We start from the raw sequence: 19,134 nt of genomic DNA on the forward strand, positions 1-19,134 counted from the left end.
TTTTAATACTTATAGATTCAAGCTGGTTTAGCTCTTTTTACTACTGCCTCTACCACCACGACTGCCGCTTCTCTTCGCAGGTGATTTCTTTGGCTGATCTTTGCTTGTGGAGCTGCGGTTTGGCTGACTAGAGTTTGAATGATCTTTCTTAGTTTGATTCATTTTACTAGATTGCAGCTTTGCTTGTAAACCAAAGTCAATTTGTAGCAGATCCATATTAACGCCAGCTACTTTCACTTTAACCAAATCGCCCAGCCCAAACACTGTGCCTCTATCTTTACCGATAAGCTGTTGCTGCTGCTCATCATAAACAAAGAAATCGTCACCAACGTTTGAGATATGAACCAAACCATCGATATACAAATCCGTCAGAGTAATAAATAAACCAAAGTTTGTGACGGTAGTTACAACACCATCGAACTCTTCGCCGACATGATCTTTCATATAATGACATTTGAGCCACGATTCTACATAGCGTGAAGCCTTTTCAGCACGGCGCTCAGTATCTGAGGTTTGCATGCCAGCACCTTCTAATGAAAAATCCATCACAGGCTGTTTGGCATTTGTCACTTTCGCCTTGATCGCACGATGCAACATTAAATCAGGATAACGACGAATCGGCGAGGTAAAATGGCTGTACTCGTCGTAAGCCAAACCAAAGTGACCGATATTATCAGGAGAATAGTTTGCTTGCATCATCGAACGTAACAGCATGCTATGAATACTGATAGCGTCAGGACGCTCTTTAGTTGCTTCAATGATACGCTGATAATCCGCTTGAGTAGGATTTTCTTCTGGGAAGCTTAGACCAAAGTTTTTGGCATATTCATGGATACGCATCGACTTTTCGCCATCAGGCTTATCATGATTACGATATAACACAGGCAGCTCGTTTTTTAGTGCAAAGTTTGCTGCACAGGTATTGGCAAGCAACATGCACTCTTCGATAAGCTTTTGCGCATCACCGCGCGTACGAGGCAAGATGGCTTCGATACCACCTTTTTCATTGAACTTAATATAAGTTTCAACGGTCTCAAACTCCATCGCATGACGCTCTTCACGCTTTTTGAGGAGTAGCTCATACAGTTGATGTAAGGTATCGACAGATTTTTTGACCTCTTTATTTTCTGTCAACGATTTTGGAACACTACTGTCTTTTGGATTCTCAAGATAAGCGTTCACTTGATTGTAAGTCAAGCGCGCTTGCGAGTGCATGACGCCAGGATAAAACTCATAACTGGTGATTTTACCAGCACGTGATATCTTAATATCAGCAACCATACAGAGGCGATCAAGATTAGGGTTCAGCGAACAGAGACCATTAGACAGTACTTCAGGCAACATAGGAATCACTTGATGCGGGAAATATACTGACGTACCACGCTCGTAGGCATTTTGATCAAGTGGCGAGTTCGGTGTCACATAATAACTGACATCCGCAATCGCTACCAAGACGCGATAATTACCACCAGAACGCTTTTCTGCAAACACAGCATCATCAAAATCACGAGCATCTTCACCATCGATCGTCACTAATGGCAACTCACGTAAGTCGACACGACCTTTTAGATCTTTTTCAGTCGGCTCTTTATAATCATTTGCTTGATTGAGCGCCGCTTCACTGAACTCTGATGGAATATCATAATTAAGTAACGTAGTCTCAATGATCAGTTCGCGATCATTGTCATCAGATAAGACTTCAGTAATTTTGCCCGTGGCAAATTCATGCTGATTTGGCCAATCAATAATATCAACTTTTACCGGCGAGCCTTGCTTAGCATTGAAAGCCTGTACATTGTCTTCTGTAACGGTAATCGGCTGATGGTTATTTGGGCTACCAAGCTCAACGCAGTAACCGTCTTCATCATGAGCCAGCGTACCGATAAAATGATTTTGACGACGCTCAACGACATCAACGATACGACCTTCAGTACGACCGCGGTTGTCTGTTGACGTGCCAACGGCTTCTACTGTATCGCCATTAAAGACCCAACGCATTTGTTTTTCATGCAAGAATAGGTCAGGCATATCACTTAATAATACAAAGCCAAAGCCCTTTGGATGGGCTGTTACTGTACCGGTGACGATGTCGTGCTGAGTGACTGTACGATAGCGATAAGGGCGACCGTCACGATTGACTTGTCCATCGCGTGTCATCGCTTTTAGGCGGTTGCCCAAAGCGTCAAACTGGTCAGGATCAGCAATATTAAAGGCTTTTGCCAATTGCTGATGGGTGATTTCACCGTGTTCATTAATCGTGCTTAATATAAGCTCGCGACTAGGAATCGGGTTATCATATTTTTGTGCCTCACTTGAGGCGTTTGGATCATTCCAACTCATAAATTACCGTATCTATTTTTAAATTATTAATAATGACTATCTTAACACGAACAACGTCCCAATATCTTAGGTCAATTGTCTTATCTGTATTTGATAGCGAGTAGTCGTTAGTGGTCAAATTTTATTAAAAGTGAATGCTTATCTAAATCAAATATCAATATCGACCGTATTTGATTTATTGGTTATTTTTTCCATGTTCAATTCTTTTGATACTTCTAATACCGTGGTCTGATTAGATTTATCAAGGTATTTTTGGGCTTTATCAACCTCAGTGGTCAAGGTATTGACCGTTTGCTTCATATTCTCAAGCGCTTCAATTTTATAATTGCTAATCATATCCATGGTGTCATAGACATTATTGAAGGCATTTTGCAATTTATCAAGCTCAATAGTGCTGCTGGTCGCTTGCTCATGAATCTCAAGTGATTGACGCTTGAGCATTGCCGAAGTTGATTCAATCAAGCTACTGGTCGTTTTATTCAAAGCAGTAATTTGGTCAAGCACCAGTTTTTGGTTAGTCATGGCTTGTGCGACAACCACTGCCGTACGTAGGGCTGAGATAGTGGTAGTAGTGGCGCGATCTACCCCTTTAATCAGCTCTAAATTGTTTTTACGGATAGTATCCAATGCTAAATAACCTTGAACGTTTACCGCCAATTGTGTCAAAAAGTCGGTATTTTTTTGGCGAACATAAAACAGCATCTCTTCTTTAATAATACGTGCTTTCTCAGGGTCAGTCGCTTCTATCGCATAGACTTTTTGCTCGAGCTGCTCATCGATTTTTTTACCCACATAGATATATTGGCGAATCGATTGCATCAGCTCCCACATATTAATTTTTTCTTGCTCAATCATAGCATTGTCTTTGAGCAGCTCATCTTTACCATTATATAGACTCGTTACTACCGCATTAATATGAGATTGCGCTGACTCATACTGACGGAAATAGTCTTGTACTTTATTACCAAATGGAATCAAGCCAAATAGCTTACGTGAGCTGGTCAGCTCTTTTTTGCTGGGGTCCAAATCTTCGACGATACCGCGCAGCTCCGTCAATGATTTTGCAATAGGGGAGTTATCAAATAAGCTGTCATTCAGGCTTTTAGCGGGTAGCTCTAACATACGGTTAGACACTTGCGCCGATTCACGGATTTCTTTATTACCCAAATTATGAATAGATTGGACGTTTTGTTGAAATTCAGAGCTGTGTACAGAGTTATTGATAACATGATCGACAAAAGCATCTACTTTGGCATCAAGCTCTGGAATATCACTGTCATCTAACTTGACCATCTGATCTGCTTCACTTTTTTGTATCTCTTTAACAGGTTCTGGCGCGGTTAGAGTGATCGTTGGTGTAGAGGTGTTAGCAGGTGGGGTTAATTCTTGCATAAGGCTTCCTATGATATCTAAAAGAGGTTATATTTTTTATCAGTGACATTTGTAGTCGAGGTATGGATTATTTTTATCAGTTTAATTGTTTTTATTGAAATTATGATTCATAAAGATAGAGTAGGTCTTTAGATTACCGTGTAATGAAAAGGTTGAGAAGATGGGTTTTGTAAAGCACTGTCGGCTTCATATATTTAAGGTGAACGATAGTCAAAGAGGTACAAGTGTCATAATTAACTATAAATATGCTTATTAAGCCCTACATACTAAAAACCACCAATATGCCGTAGCATATTGGTGGTGGGAAATCATGAATATCTATATAAACACAGCCACTACTAAGAATAGACGATTGAAAAGTCTATTTCTTCTTAGTAGGTCCTAACAGCATACCCATTTGACGACCTTCCATCTTAGGATACTGTTCGACGTTTGAGATATCAGCCGTATCTTCAATGATACGATCAAGTTGCTTGCGACCAATTTCTTGGTGCGCCATTTCACGTCCGCGGAAACGGATGCTAATTTTAACTTTATCCTGATCTTCTAAGAAGCTAACGATTTTTCTCAGTTTAACCTGATAATCGGCTTCTTCAGTGCTAGGACGTAGCTTCATCTCTTTTAGCTGAGTCTGCTTTTGGTTCTTTTTAGCTTCTTTCGCCTTTTGCTTCTGATCATAGAGGAAATGTTTATAATCCATGATTTTACATACTGGCGGTTTGGCTTCGGGAACCAGCTCTACTAAATCTAGACTGTCTTCACGTGCCGCTTTCATCGCGGTGTCGATATCGACCACGCCCATTTGTTCACCGTCTTCTTTGACCAGACGGACTTCTTTGGCACTGATATCTTCATTAATGTTCAAACGGTTTGACTGTTTAATAGGTATTACTCCTGATCTATTTTTGGGATCTGTCGGCCCTTTTCGGCAACAGCTGCTTCTACTAATGTGATAAATTCAGCGACACTCATCACGCCCAGATTTTCGCCTTCGCGAGTCCTAACGTTGACGCTGCCTGATTCGACTTCTTTATCCCCTAATACTAGCATATAGGGAATACGTTCTAATGTTTTCTCTCGTATCTTAAATCCAATCTTTTCGTTACGCAAGTCACTAATGGCGCGTAAGCCTGCTTTTTTCAACTCATTGACCACATTTTCACACGCATCTGCCTGTTTATCTGTGATATTCATGACTACTACTTGTTGCGGCGCTAGCCATACTGGCATCCAACCGGCATAGTTCTCAATCAAGATACCGATAAAGCGCTCAAATGAACCTAAGATGGCACGGTGCAACATAATCGGTACTTCGCGCTCGTTTTGCTCATTGACGAATTCGGCATCAAGACGCTCAGGCATATTCGGGTCAACCTGAATAGTACCGCACTGCCATACGCGACCTAATGAGTCTTTCAGACTAAATTCAATCTTCGGACCATAAAACGCGCCTTCACCTGGTAGATAAGCCCAGTCAAGACCGGAACTATCCAATGCATCGGCTAATGCTTTTTCTGCAAAATCCCAAGATTCATCGCTACCGACACGTTTTTCAGGACGAGTCGATAGTTTCATAATGATATTATCAAAACCAAAATCTTCGTAAACAGCAAGGGTCAGCTTAATAAAATCAGCGACCTCTTGTTGAATCTGCGACTGTGTACAAAAGATATGAGCATCATCTTGAGTAAAACCGCGAACCCGCATCAAACCATGGAGCGAACCTGATGGTTCGTTACGGTGGCATGAACCAAACTCTGCCATACGTAATGGCAAGTCACGGTAAGATTTTAAGCCTTGATTAAAGACTTGCACGTGACAAGGACAATTCATCGGTTTTACCGCATAATCGCGATTTTCGCTCGAAGTGGTAAACATATTGGTGGCATAGTTGCCCCAATGTCCAGAACGCTCCCACAAGCTACGATCGACAATTTGTGGCGTTTTAATCTCTTCATAACCATTATCGTGCTGCACTCTACGCATATATTGCTCAAGTACTTGATAAATCGTCCAACCATTGGCATGCCAAAACACCATACCCGGCGCTTGCTCTTGCATATGGAATAAATTTAACGCTTTACCAATTTTACGATGGTCACGTTTTTCGGCTTCTTCAATACGTTGGATATAAGCTTTTAAATCTTTTTTATCCGCCCAAGCCGTACCATAAATACGCTGAAGCTGTTCATTTTTGGCATCACCGCGCCAATAAGCACCTGACATTTTGGTCAGTTTAAAGACTTTTAAGAAGCGGGTATTTGGCACGTGTGGACCACGGCACATATCGACATATTCTTGATGATGATATAGACCAAAGGCTTCTTCGCCTGGCATATCATTAATAAGCTTAAGCTTATAGTCTTCACCACGTTCTTCAAAGATTTTAATGACTTCAGCACGTGGCGTTATTTTTTTGATAACGTCATAATCTTGCTTAATAAGCTCCATCATACGTTTTTCAATGGCTGCCATATGTTCAGGCGTAAACGGCGTTTCGCTATAGATGTCATAATAAAAACCATCATCGATAACGGGACCAATCACCATTTTCACATCAGGATATAACTGCTTAACGGCATGGCCTAATAGGTGAGCACAAGAATGGCGAATGATATCGACACCGTCATCATCTTTTGGTGTAACGATTTCAACTTTCGCATCATGGGCGATAGGGTCATGCGCATCTACCAACTGACCATCCACACGTCCAGCGACAGTCGCTTTAGCAAGCCCTGTCCCAATACTTTGCGCCACTTCCATGACCGTTGTATTACCTTCGAAGTTTTTTACGCTACCATCGGGTAAAGTAATCGCTACCATAATCTATTCACCTTTTTGCGTCCGTTGGCAGTGATGATTGCAACCATCAATCATATAACCGTAAGACTGCGTCAATTATATCTAATCACTATGATATGTTGTAAGAGATGGTATTACTTAAAGGCAAGGCTCAAAGCAGCAGCTTCTTAGCTAAGTCTTAATAAACGAAGTGCCATTAAGTAATATTATAAAGTCAGCTATTATAGCAAAAAATGTCTATTAACACTAGATAAATGGGGAGTAGGGACTGTTATGAATAGCCATCTATATGGTCGTTAATAAGTTTCCATATATAGGTGCTTTCTGTACTAATATCAATGCACTCAAATAAAAGGCTTTTTAGCGATAAAGCAGCTACTCAAAATAGATTGATAGTAGGCAGTGGTAATATAATTAAATAGGGTCACTTACGACTAAAGGTGCATTTACAACATTATTTAATGACAGTAAAGATAATTAATATGTTAAGTAGTTGAAAACTATCGACTATTTAAACTCTGCTCAAATTAGTTTAAAAACCTTTAATAAAGCAGTTGACACCCCAGTCAGAATCTATATAATACGCCCCACAGCAAAGGAAGCTAGGCAATAAGTTAACCAACTTATCACTTAGATTACCGAGTTGAAACAAATTAAGAAAAGAAGTTGACAGACTATTAAAACATGATATGATGGTCAGCTCGCTAAATAGGATAAGCCAGATTGGTTTAGCATATTTAGTAAGAATACTCTTACTGGACGACAGTTAGAGACATTATTTAAAAGCATAACTAAAGAACAACTTGTGTGGATTTTTGCTGATTCAGAATGCTAAAAAATAAAGTTGGTTGACTATCTTTTCGATAGGATTCTAACTATAAAAATTATCATTTAAGACAGTAAAAAAACTCAAAGTTAATTCATTACGAACATAATTTTTAGCGATTTTGCCAGATTAGATGAGCCAAGTTTAGAAGTCTCTTTAAAGGACTTCATAGCAAGATTAAACTGAAGAGTTTGATCATGGCTCAGATTGAACGCTGGCGGCAGGCTTAACACATGCAAGTCGAGCGGAAACGATGATAGCTTGCTATCAGGCGTCGAGCGGCGGACGGGTGAGTAATACTTAGGAATCTACCTAGTAGTGGGGGATAGCACGGGGAAACTCGTATTAATACCGCATACGACCTACGGGAGAAAGGGGGCAGTTTACTGCTCTCGCTATTAGATGAGCCTAAGTCGGATTAGCTAGATGGTGGGGTAAAGGCCTACCATGGCGACGATCTGTAGCTGGTCTGAGAGGATGATCAGCCACACCGGGACTGAGACACGGCCCGGACTCCTACGGGAGGCAGCAGTGGGGAATATTGGACAATGGGGGAAACCCTGATCCAGCCATGCCGCGTGTGTGAAGAAGGCCTTTTGGTTGTAAAGCACTTTAAGCAGTGAAGAAGACTCCGTGGTTAATACCCACGGACGATGACATTAGCTGCAGAATAAGCACCGGCTAACTCTGTGCCAGCAGCCGCGGTAATACAGAGGGTGCAAGCGTTAATCGGAATTACTGGGCGTAAAGGGAGCGTAGGTGGCTCGATAAGTCAGATGTGAAATCCCCGGGCTCAACCTGGGAACTGCATCTGATACTGTTGAGCTAGAGTATGTGAGAGGAAGGTAGAATTCCAGGTGTAGCGGTGAAATGCGTAGAGATCTGGAGGAATACCGATGGCGAAGGCAGCCTTCTGGCATAATACTGACACTGAGGCTCGAAAGCGTGGGTAGCAAACAGGATTAGATACCCTGGTAGTCCACGCCGTAAACGATGTCTACTAGTCGTTGGGTCCCTTGAGGACTTAGTGACGCAGCTAACGCAATAAGTAGACCGCCTGGGGAGTACGGCCGCAAGGTTAAAACTCAAATGAATTGACGGGGGCCCGCACAAGCGGTGGAGCATGTGGTTTAATTCGATGCAACGCGAAGAACCTTACCTGGTCTTGACATATCTAGAATCCTGCAGAGATGCGGGAGTGCCTTCGGGAATTAGAATACAGGTGCTGCATGGCTGTCGTCAGCTCGTGTCGTGAGATGTTGGGTTAAGTCCCGCAACGAGCGCAACCCTTGTCCTTAGTTACCAGCGGGTTAAGCCGGGAACTCTAAGGATACTGCCAGTGACAAACTGGAGGAAGGCGGGGACGACGTCAAGTCATCATGGCCCTTACGACCAGGGCTACACACGTGCTACAATGGTAGGTACAGAGGGCAGCTACACAGCGATGTGATGCGAATCTCAAAAAGCCTATCGTAGTCCAGATTGGAGTCTGCAACTCGACTCCATGAAGTAGGAATCGCTAGTAATCGCGGATCAGAATGCCGCGGTGAATACGTTCCCGGGCCTTGTACACACCGCCCGTCACACCATGGGAGTTGATTGCACCAGAAGTGGATAGCTTAACCTTCGGGGGAGCGTTCACCACGGTGTGGTTGATGACTGGGGTGAAGTCGTAACAAGGTAGCCGTAGGGGAACCTGCGGCTGGATCACCTCCTTATAGATGGCATTCGGTCAGCAAGAATTCACAACAAGTTGTTCTTTAGTTTAAGCTAGTTTATTAGCTAGAGGTATATGCCTCGCACAGGCCTGTAGCTCAGCTGGTTAGAGCACCGTGTTGATAACGCGGGGGTCGGCAGTTCAAGTCTGCCCAGGCCTACCATTATTAGGGGCCATAGCTCAGTTGGTAGAGCGCCTGCCTTGCACGCAGGAGGTCAACGGTTCGACTCCGTTTGGCTCCACCACATAATAAACTATTCTTTAGATGCTAATAAATAAATAGGTATCAAATAGAAACAAGTGATTCGTCTTAACAAAGACAAGATTACTTCTTTCTGTTTTATACAGAATCTGTGACTCGACGAGAGCACAGAGACTATTTAAAAACATAGATATGAGTCTGGGTTAGGAACACGTGTTCACGCGTTGTTTCTAACCTTAATAACTCACTACTTAACGACATCAGTTGTTATCCCAGTGGTGAGTTATTAAAAAAGTAAAGAGAACTGAATCAAGCGTATAAAATTAGGTGATATCGTTATCATAATTAGGCTTTACAACACTTAGCGGTCGAGAGACTACTTGGGGTTGTATGGTCAAGTAATGAAGCGCACATGGTGGATGCCTTGGCAGTCAGAGGCGATGAAAGACGTGACAGCCTGCGATAAGCTTCGGGGAGGCGGCAATATCCTGTGATCCGGAGATTTCTGAATGGGGAAACCCACCTACCATAAGGTAGGTATCTTGTACTTGTACAAGAGGCAAACGAGGGGAAGTGAAACATCTCAGTACCCTTAGGAAAAGACATCAAATGAGATTCCCCAAGTAGCGGCGAGCGAACGGGGAGAAGCCGATTAATGCTAATGTAGAAGAACAGCGTGGGAAAGCTGACCGTAGTAGGTGATAGTCCTGTATTCGAAACATTAGCGTTAACATATTAAGTAGGGCGGGACACGAGAAATCCTGTTTGAAGATGGGGGGACCATCCTCCAAGGCTAAATACTCCTGACTGACCGATAGTGAACCAGTACCGTGAGGGAAAGGCGAAAAGAACCCCTGTGAGGGGAGTGAAATAGAACCTGAAACCGTGTGCGTACAAGCAGTGGGAGCCTTAATTTATTAGGGTGACCGCGTACCTTTTGTATAATGGGTCAGCGACTTATGTTCTGTAGCAAGGTTAACCGTTTAGGGGAGCCGTAGGGAAACCGAGTCTTAATAGGGCGTTTAGTTGCAGGGCATAGACCCGAAACCGAGTGATCTATCCATGAGCAGGTTGAAAGTGCCGTAACAGGCACCGGAGGACCGAACCCACTATCGTTGAAAAGCTAGGGGATGACTTGTGGATAGGGGTGAAAGGCTAATCAAACTCGGTGATAGCTGGTTCTCCCCGAAAGCTATTTAGGTAGCGCCTCGGACGAACACCATTGGGGGTAGAGCACTGTTTCGGCTAGGGGGTCATACCGACTTACCAAACCGATGCAAACTCCGAATACCGATGAGTGATATCCGGGAGACACACAGTGGGTGCTAACGTCCATTGTGGAGAGGGAAACAACCCAGACCGCCAGCTAAGGCCCCAAATTCCTAGTTAAGTGGGAAACGAGGTGGGAAGGCATAGACAGCTAGGAGGTTGGCTTAGAAGCAGCCATCCTTTAAAGAAAGCGTAATAGCTCACTAGTCGAGTCGGCCCGCGCGGAAGATGTAACGGGGCTCAAACTAGGAGCCGAAGCTGCGGATTTGAATTTGTTTTCAAGTGGTAGGGGAGCGTTGTGTAAGCCTGTGAAGGTGTGTCGTAAGGCATGCTGGAGGTATCACAAGAGCGAATGCTGACGTGAGTAACGATAATGCGAGTGAAAAGCTCGCACGCCGGAAGATCAAGGGTTCCAGTCCAACGTTAATCGGGGCTGGGTGAGTCGACCCCTAAGGCGAGGCCGAAAGGCGTAGTCGATGGGAAATCGGTTAATATTCCGATACTTGTTTATAATGCGATGGAGGGACGGAGTAGGTTATGTCAGCCTGGCGTTGGTTGTCCAGGTGAAAGGATGTAGGCAGACAGTTTAGGCAAATCCGGACTGTCATTATGCTGAGATCTGATAGCAAGCTGTACTTGTACAGCGAAGTGGCAAATACCATGCTTCCAGGAAAAGCTTCTAAGCAATAGTTATAAACGAATCGTACCCTAAACCGACACAGGTGATCAGGTAGAGAATACCAAGGCGCTTGAGAGAACTCTGCTGAAGGAACTAGGCAAAATGGTACCGTAACTTCGGGAGAAGGTACGCTGCCGATGGTGATAGGACTTGCTCCTTGAGCTGTTGGCAGTCGCAGATACCAGGCTGCTGCAACTGTTTATTAAAAACACAGCACTCTGCAAACACGAAAGTGGACGTATAGGGTGTGATGTCTGCCCGGTGCTGGAAGGTTAATTGATGGGGTTAGCGTAAGCGAAGCTCTTGATCGAAGCCCCAGTAAACGGCGGCCGTAACTATAACGGTCCTAAGGTAGCGAAATTCCTTGTCGGGTAAGTTCCGACCTGCACGAATGACATAATGATGGCAGCGCTGTCTCCAGCAGAGACTCAGTGAAATCGAAATCGCAGTGAAGATGCTGTGTACCCGCGGCTAGACGGAAAGACCCCGTGAACCTTTACTACAGCTTTACATTGAACTTTGACCTGACTTGTGCAGGATAGGTGGGAGGCTTTGAAGCAGACACGCTAGTGTTTGTGGAGCCAATCTTGAAATACCACCCTGGTCATGTTGGGGTTCTAACTCAGGTATAACAATACCGAGGACAATGTATGGTGGGTAGTTTGACTGGGGCGGTCTCCTCCTAAAGAGTAACGGAGGAGTACGAAGGTGCGCTCAGACCGGTCGGAAATCGGTCGTAGAGTATAAAGGCAAAAGCGCGCTTAACTGCGAGACCCACAAGTCGAGCAGGTACGAAAGTAGGTCTTAGTGATCCGGTGGTTCTGTATGGAAGGGCCATCGCTCAACGGATAAAAGGTACTCTGGGGATAACAGGCTGATACCGCCCAAGAGTTCATATCGACGGCGGTGTTTGGCACCTCGATGTCGGCTCATCTCATCCTAGGGCTGAAGCAGGTCCTAAGGGTATGGCTGTTCGCCATTTAAAGAGGTACGCGAGCTGGGTTTAGAACGTCGTGAGACAGTTCGGTCCCTATCTACCGTGGGCGTTGGAAATTTGAGAGGATCTGCTCCTAGTACGAGAGGACCAGAGTGGACGAACCTCTGGTGTTCGGGTTGTCACGCCAGTGGCATTGCCCGGTAGCTACGTTCGGATGGGATAATCGCTGAAAGCATCTAAGCGAGAAGCCCACCTCAAGATTAGATTTCCCTAAAGAGCCGTTGAAGACTACGACGTTGATAGGCAGGGTGTGGAAGCACAGCGATGTGTGTAGCTAACCTGTACTAATTGCTCGTTTGGCTTGACCATACAACACCCAAGTGGTTTGTATGAAAGCTCTAATTAATCTATCTTGTATAGCCTAGGCTATAGAATATATAATTTCGATATCACCTTTAACCTTGATTCAGTTAGGTTACAAGTTGGTCGACCAATAGATAATATCTTGACGTCAAAACAATAATAACAGACTCATATCTAACCCCCTTTGCTGACGACAATAGCACGATGGAACCACCTGATCCCTTCCCGAACTCAGAAGTGAAACATCGTCGCGCCAATGGTAGTGTGGTTCGCCCATGTGAGAGTAGGTCATCGTCAGCTCTCTATTCCTAGATAAACCCCCAACGTTAATTCGTTGGGGGTTTTCTTTTGGCTGGAGTTTGGAACGGCAGAGGTGAAAATACGTGGGTTTCACAATTTGTTTGAAATGTTAAAAACTAGAAGCTATGGATTACAGACGGGTTTAAGGCTGTTTTTTTTAAATCTCATTACTTATTTAACTGATTAAATAAGCTTCGTAACAGCACTTTCAAAGCCCTATCCAAGTTCATAACAATCTTAAAGCGGTCAAATTTCAGCTAAATAGACGATCTATATAATTCTTTACCAGTTAGAGCTAAAGTCATCCAAATAAATATTTTCTCTAACCCATTGAAAACTATCGACTATTTAAACTCTGCTCAAATTAGTTTAAAAACCTTTAATAAAGCAGTTGACACCCCAGTCAGAATCTATATAATACGCCCCACAGCAAAGGAAGCTAGGCAATAAGTTAACCAACTTATCACTTAGATTACCGAGTTGAAACAAATTAAGAAAAGAAGTTGACAGACTATTAAAACATGATATGATGGTCAGCTCGCTAAATAGGATAAGCCAGATTGGTTTAGCATATTTAGTAAGAATACTCTTACTGGACGACAGTTAGAGACATTATTTAAAAGCATAACTAAAGAACAACTTGTGTGGATTTTTGCTGATTCAGAATGCTAAAAAATAAAGTTGGTTGACTATCTTTTCGATAGGATTCTAACTATAAAAATTATCATTTAAGACAGTAAAAAAACTCAAAGTTAATTCATTACGAACATAATTTTTAGCGATTTTGCCAGATTAGATGAGCCAAGTTTAGAAGTCTCTTTAAAGGACTTCATAGCAAGATTAAACTGAAGAGTTTGATCATGGCTCAGATTGAACGCTGGCGGCAGGCTTAACACATGCAAGTCGAGCGGAAACGATGATAGCTTGCTATCAGGCGTCGAGCGGCGGACGGGTGAGTAATACTTAGGAATCTACCTAGTAGTGGGGGATAGCACGGGGAAACTCGTATTAATACCGCATACGACCTACGGGAGAAAGGGGGCAGTTTACTGCTCTCGCTATTAGATGAGCCTAAGTCGGATTAGCTAGATGGTGGGGTAAAGGCCTACCATGGCGACGATCTGTAGCTGGTCTGAGAGGATGATCAGCCACACCGGGACTGAGACACGGCCCGGACTCCTACGGGAGGCAGCAGTGGGGAATATTGGACAATGGGGGAAACCCTGATCCAGCCATGCCGCGTGTGTGAAGAAGGCCTTTTGGTTGTAAAGCACTTTAAGCAGTGAAGAAGACTCCGTGGTTAATACCCACGGACGATGACATTAGCTGCAGAATAAGCACCGGCTAACTCTGTGCCAGCAGCCGCGGTAATACAGAGGGTGCAAGCGTTAATCGGAATTACTGGGCGTAAAGGGAGCGTAGGTGGCTCGATAAGTCAGATGTGAAATCCCCGGGCTCAACCTGGGAACTGCATCTGATACTGTTGAGCTAGAGTATGTGAGAGGAAGGTAGAATTCCAGGTGTAGCGGTGAAATGCGTAGAGATCTGGAGGAATACCGATGGCGAAGGCAGCCTTCTGGCATAATACTGACACTGAGGCTCGAAAGCGTGGGTAGCAAACAGGATTAGATACCCTGGTAGTCCACGCCGTAAACGATGTCTACTAGTCGTTGGGTCCCTTGAGGACTTAGTGACGCAGCTAACGCAATAAGTAGACCGCCTGGGGAGTACGGCCGCAAGGTTAAAACTCAAATGAATTGACGGGGGCCCGCACAAGCGGTGGAGCATGTGGTTTAATTCGATGCAACGCGAAGAACCTTACCTGGTCTTGACATATCTAGAATCCTGCAGAGATGCGGGAGTGCCTTCGGGAATTAGAATACAGGTGCTGCATGGCTGTCGTCAGCTCGTGTCGTGAGATGTTGGGTTAAGTCCCGCAACGAGCGCAACCCTTGTCCTTAGTTACCAGCGGGTTAAGCCGGGAACTCTAAGGATACTGCCAGTGACAAACTGGAGGAAGGCGGGGACGACGTCAAGTCATCATGGCCCTTACGACCAGGGCTACACACGTGCTACAATGGTAGGTACAGAGGGCAGCTACACAGCGATGTGATGCGAATCTCAAAAAGCCTATCGTAGTCCAGATTGGAGTCTGCAACTCGACTCCATGAAGTAGGAATCGCTAGTAATCGCGGATCAGAATGCCGCGGTGAATACGTTCCCGGGCCTTGTACACACCGCCCGTCACACCATGGGAGTTGATTGCACCAGAAGTGGATAGCTTAACCTTCGGGGGAGCGTTCACCACGGTGTGGTTGATGACTGGGGTGAAGTCGTAACAAGGTAGCCGTAGGGGAACCTGCGGCTGGATCACCTCCTTATAGATGGCATTCGGTCAGCAAGAATTCACAACAAGTTGTTCTTTAGTTTAAGCTAGTTTATTAGCTAGAGGTATATGCCTCGCACAGGCCTGTAGCTCAGCTGGTTAGAGCACCGTGTTGATAACGCGGGGGTCGGCAGTTCAAGTCTGCCCAGGCCTACCATTATTAGGGGCCATAGCTCAGTTGGTAGAGCGCCTGCCTTGCACGCAGGAGGTCAACGGTTCGACTCCGTTTGGCTCCACCACATAATAAACTATTCTTTAGATGCTAATAAATAAATAGGTATCAAATAGAAACAAGTGATTCGTCTTAACAAAGACAAGATTACTTCTTTCTGTTTTATACAGAATCTGTGACTCGACGAGAGCACAGAGACTATTTAAAAACATAGATATGAGTCTGGGTTAGGAACACGTGTTCACGCGTTGTTTCTAACCTTAATAACTCACTACTTAACGACATCAGTTGTTATCCCAGTGGTGAGTTATTAAAAAAGTAAAGAGAACTGAATCAAGCGTATAAAATTAGGTGATATCGTTATCATAATTAGGCTTTACAACACTTAGCGGTCGAGAGACTACTTGGGGTTGTATGGTCAAGTAATGAAGCGCACATGGTGGATGCCTTGGCAGTCAGAGGCGATGAAAGACGTGACAGCCTGCGATAAGCTTCGGGGAGGCGGCAATATCCTGTGATCCGGAGATTTCTGAATGGGGAAACCCACCTACCATAAGGTAGGTATCTTGTACTTGTACAAGAGGCAAACGAGGGGAAGTGAAACATCTCAGTACCCTTAGGAAAAGACATCAAATGAGATTCCCCAAGTAGCGGCGAGCGAACGGGGAGAAGCCGATTAATGCTAATGTAGAAGAACAGCGTGGGAAAGCTGACCGTAGTAGGTGATAGTCCTGTATTCGAAACATTAGCGTTAACATATTAAGTAGGGCGGGACACGAGAAATCCTGTTTGAAGATGGGGGGACCATCCTCCAAGGCTAAATACTCCTGACTGACCGATAGTGAACCAGTACCGTGAGGGAAAGGCGAAAAGAACCCCTGTGAGGGGAGTGAAATAGAACCTGAAACCGTGTGCGTACAAGCAGTGGGAGCCTTAATTTATTAGGGTGACCGCGTACCTTTTGTATAATGGGTCAGCGACTTATGTTCTGTAGCAAGGTTAACCGTTTAGGGGAGCCGTAGGGAAACCGAGTCTTAATAGGGCGTTTAGTTGCAGGGCATAGACCCGAAACCGAGTGATCTATCCATGAGCAGGTTGAAAGTGCCGTAACAGGCACCGGAGGACCGAACCCACTATCGTTGAAAAGCTAGGGGATGACTTGTGGATAGGGGTGAAAGGCTAATCAAACTCGGTGATAGCTGGTTCTCCCCGAAAGCTATTTAGGTAGCGCCTCGGACGAACACCATTGGGGGTAGAGCACTGTTTCGGCTAGGGGGTCATACCGACTTACCAAACCGATGCAAACTCCGAATACCGATGAGTGATATCCGGGAGACACACAGTGGGTGCTAACGTCCATTGTGGAGAGGGAAACAACCCAGACCGCCAGCTAAGGCCCCAAATTCCTAGTTAAGTGGGAAACGAGGTGGGAAGGCATAGACAGCTAGGAGGTTGGCTTAGAAGCAGCCATCCTTTAAAGAAAGCGTAATAGCTCACTAGTCGAGTCGGCCCGCGCGGAAGATGTAACGGGGCTCAAACTAGGAGCCGAAGCTGCGGATTTGAATTTGTTTTCAAGTGGTAGGGGAGCGTTGTGTAAGCCTGTGAAGGTGTGTCGTAAGGCATGCTGGAGGTATCACAAGAGCGAATGCTGACGTGAGTAACGATAATGCGAGTGAAAAGCTCGCACGCCGGAAGATCAAGGGTTCCAGTCCAACGTTAATCGGGGCTGGGTGAGTCGACCCCTAAGGCGAGGCCGAAAGGCGTAGTCGATGGGAAATCGGTTAATATTCCGATACTTGTTTATAATGCGATGGAGGGACGGAGTAGGTTATGTCAGCCTGGCGTTGGTTGTCCAGGTGAAAGGATGTAGGCAGACAGTTTAGGCAAATCCGGACTGTCATTATGCTGAGATCTGATAGCAAGCTGTACTTGTACAGCGAAGTGGCAAATACCATGCTTCCAGGAAAAGCTTCTAAGCAATAGTTATAAACGAATCGTACCCTAAACCGACACAGGTGATCAGGTAGAGAATACCAAGGCGCTTGAGAGAACTCTGCTGAAGGAACTAGGCAAAATGGTACCGTAACTTCGGGAGAAGGTACGCTGCCGATGGTGATAGGACTTGCTCCTTGAGCTGTTGGCAGTCGCAGATACCAGGCTGCTGCAACTGTTTATTAAAAACACAGCACTCTGCAAACACGAAAGTGGACGTATAGGGTGTGATGTCTGCCCGGTGCTGGAAGGTTAATTGATGGGGTTAGCGTAAGCGAAGCTCTTGATCGAAGCCCCAGTAAACGGCGGCCGTAACTATAACGGTCCTAAGGTAGCGAAATTCCTTGTCGGGTAAGTTCCGACCTGCACGAATGACATAATGATGGCAGCGCTGTCTCCAGCAGAGACTCAGTGAAATCGAAATCGCAGTGAAGATGCTGTGTACCCGCGGCTAGACGGAAAGACCCCGTGAACCTTTACTACAGCTTTACATTGAACTTTGACCTGACTTGTGCAGGATAGGTGGGAGGCTTTGAAGCAGACACGCTAGTGTTTGTGGAGCCAATCTTGAAATACCACCCTGGTCATGTTGGGGTTCTAACTCAGGTATAACAATACCGAGGACAATGTATGGTGGGTAGTTTGACTGGGGCGGTCTCCTCCTAAAGAGTAACGGAGGAGTACGAAGGTGCGCTCAGACCGGTCGGAAATCGGTCGTAGAGTATAAAGGCAAAAGCGCGCTTAACTGCGAGACCCACAAGTCGAGCAGGTACGAAAGTAGGTCTTAGTGATCCGGTGGTTCTGTATGGAAGGGCCATCGCTCAACGGATAAAAGGTACTCTGGGGATAACAGGCTGATACCGCCCAAGAGTTCATATCGACGGCGGTGTTTGGCACCTCGATGTCGGCTCATCTCATCCTAGGGCTGAAGCAGGTCCTAAGGGTATGGCTGTTCGCCATTTAAAGAGGTACGCGAGCTGGGTTTAGAACGTCGTGAGACAGTTCGGTCCCTATCTACCGTGGGCGTTGGAAATTTGAGAGGATCTGCTCCTAGTACGAGAGGACCAGAGTGGACGAACCTCTGGTGTTCGGGTTGTCACGCCAGTGGCATTGCCCGGTAGCTACGTTCGGATGGGATAATCGCTGAAAGCATCTAAGCGAGAAGCCCACCTCAAGATTAGATTTCCCTAAAGAGCCGTTGAAGACTACGACGTTGATAGGCAGGGTGTGGAAGCACAGCGATGTGTGTAGCTAACCTGTACTAATTGCTCGTTTGGCTTGACCATACAACACCCAAGTGGTTTGTATGAAAGCTCTAATTAATCTATCTTGTATAGCCTAGGCTATAGAATATATATAATTTCGATATCACCTTTAACCTTGATTCAGTTAGGTTACAAGTTGGTCGACCAATAGATAATATCTTGACGTCAAAACAATAATAACAGACTCATATCTAACCCCCTTTGCTGACGACAATAGCACGATGGAACCACCTGATCCCTTCCCGAACTCAGAAGTGAAACATCGTCGCGCCAATGGTAGTGTGGTTCGCCCATGTGAGAGTAGGTCATCGTCAGCTCTCTATTCCTAGATAAACCCCCAACGTTAATTCGTTGGGGGTTTTCTTTTGGCTGGAGTTTGGAACGGCAGAGGTGAAAATACGTGGGTTTCACAATTTGTTTGAAATGTTAAAAACTAGAAGCTATGGATTACAGACGGGTTTAAGGCTGTTTTTTTAAATCTCATTACTTATT

The 19,134-nt window shown here is 45.0% G+C and carries 4 protein-coding genes, 4 tRNA genes and 6 rRNA genes; 10 read left to right on the forward strand and 4 right to left on the reverse strand.

What is annotated here, in order from left to right; all coding sequences use genetic code 11:
* Window positions 1-27: 27 nt before the first annotated feature.
* The 4 genes from rnr to thrS all read right to left on the reverse strand — a co-directional run bounded on the left by rnr (window position 28) and on the right by thrS (window position 6,555).
* Window positions 28-2,340: a ribonuclease R gene (rnr, locus tag OEG80_RS00070; RefSeq protein WP_011514721.1), complete on the reverse strand. Its 2,313-nt coding sequence runs from the start codon at window positions 2,338-2,340 to the stop codon at window positions 28-30.
* 147 nt (window positions 2,341-2,487) lie between these two features.
* On the reverse strand, window positions 2,488-3,732 hold the full coding sequence (locus tag OEG80_RS00075) for a toxic anion resistance protein (protein ID WP_020444511.1): 1,245 nt from the start codon (window positions 3,730-3,732) through the stop codon (window positions 2,488-2,490).
* 361 nt (window positions 3,733-4,093) lie between these two features.
* A complete protein-coding gene (gene infC / locus OEG80_RS00080; protein ID WP_011281352.1) occupies window positions 4,094-4,597 on the reverse strand; it encodes a translation initiation factor IF-3 in 504 nt (167 codons plus the stop codon).
* 23 nt (window positions 4,598-4,620) lie between these two features.
* The gene (gene thrS, locus OEG80_RS00085; RefSeq protein ID WP_263241193.1) at window positions 4,621-6,555 is read right to left on the reverse strand and encodes a threonine--tRNA ligase; all 1,935 of its coding nucleotides are present in this window, start codon (window positions 6,553-6,555) and stop codon (window positions 4,621-4,623) included.
* Window positions 6,556-7,539: 984 nt separating this feature from the next.
* Between thrS and OEG80_RS00090 the strand changes: the two genes are divergently transcribed.
* The 10 genes from OEG80_RS00090 (at window position 7,540) to rrf (OEG80_RS00135) (ending at window position 18,959) form a co-directional block, all read left to right on the forward strand.
* Window positions 7,540-9,078, forward strand: a 16S ribosomal RNA gene (locus OEG80_RS00090).
* 85 nt (window positions 9,079-9,163) lie between these two features.
* Window positions 9,164-9,240 (forward strand) — tRNA-Ile (locus OEG80_RS00095).
* 6 nt (window positions 9,241-9,246) lie between these two features.
* Window positions 9,247-9,322, forward strand: a tRNA-Ala gene (locus OEG80_RS00100).
* Between the two features lie 349 nt (window positions 9,323-9,671).
* A 23S ribosomal RNA gene (locus OEG80_RS00105) occupies window positions 9,672-12,533 on the forward strand.
* A gap of 180 nt (window positions 12,534-12,713) precedes the next feature.
* Window positions 12,714-12,827: ribosomal RNA gene (gene rrf, locus OEG80_RS00110) — 5S ribosomal RNA — on the forward strand.
* A gap of 842 nt (window positions 12,828-13,669) precedes the next feature.
* Window positions 13,670-15,208 (forward strand): 16S ribosomal RNA (locus tag OEG80_RS00115).
* An 85-nt stretch (window positions 15,209-15,293) separates the two neighbouring features.
* A tRNA-Ile gene (locus tag OEG80_RS00120) sits at window positions 15,294-15,370 on the forward strand.
* A gap of 6 nt (window positions 15,371-15,376) precedes the next feature.
* A tRNA-Ala gene (locus tag OEG80_RS00125) sits at window positions 15,377-15,452 on the forward strand.
* A 349-nt stretch (window positions 15,453-15,801) separates the two neighbouring features.
* A 23S ribosomal RNA gene (locus OEG80_RS00130) occupies window positions 15,802-18,663 on the forward strand.
* A 182-nt stretch (window positions 18,664-18,845) separates the two neighbouring features.
* A 5S ribosomal RNA gene (rrf, locus tag OEG80_RS00135) occupies window positions 18,846-18,959 on the forward strand.
* The 16S, 23S and 5S rRNA genes sit together here with 4 tRNA genes alongside, the layout of an rRNA operon.
* The last annotated feature ends 175 nt before the right edge of the window (window positions 18,960-19,134 follow it).

Origin of the sequence: Psychrobacter sp. SC65A.3 (assembly GCF_025642195.1) — a bacterium.
GTDB classification, from domain to species: Bacteria; Pseudomonadota; Gammaproteobacteria; order Pseudomonadales; family Moraxellaceae; genus Psychrobacter; species Psychrobacter cryohalolentis.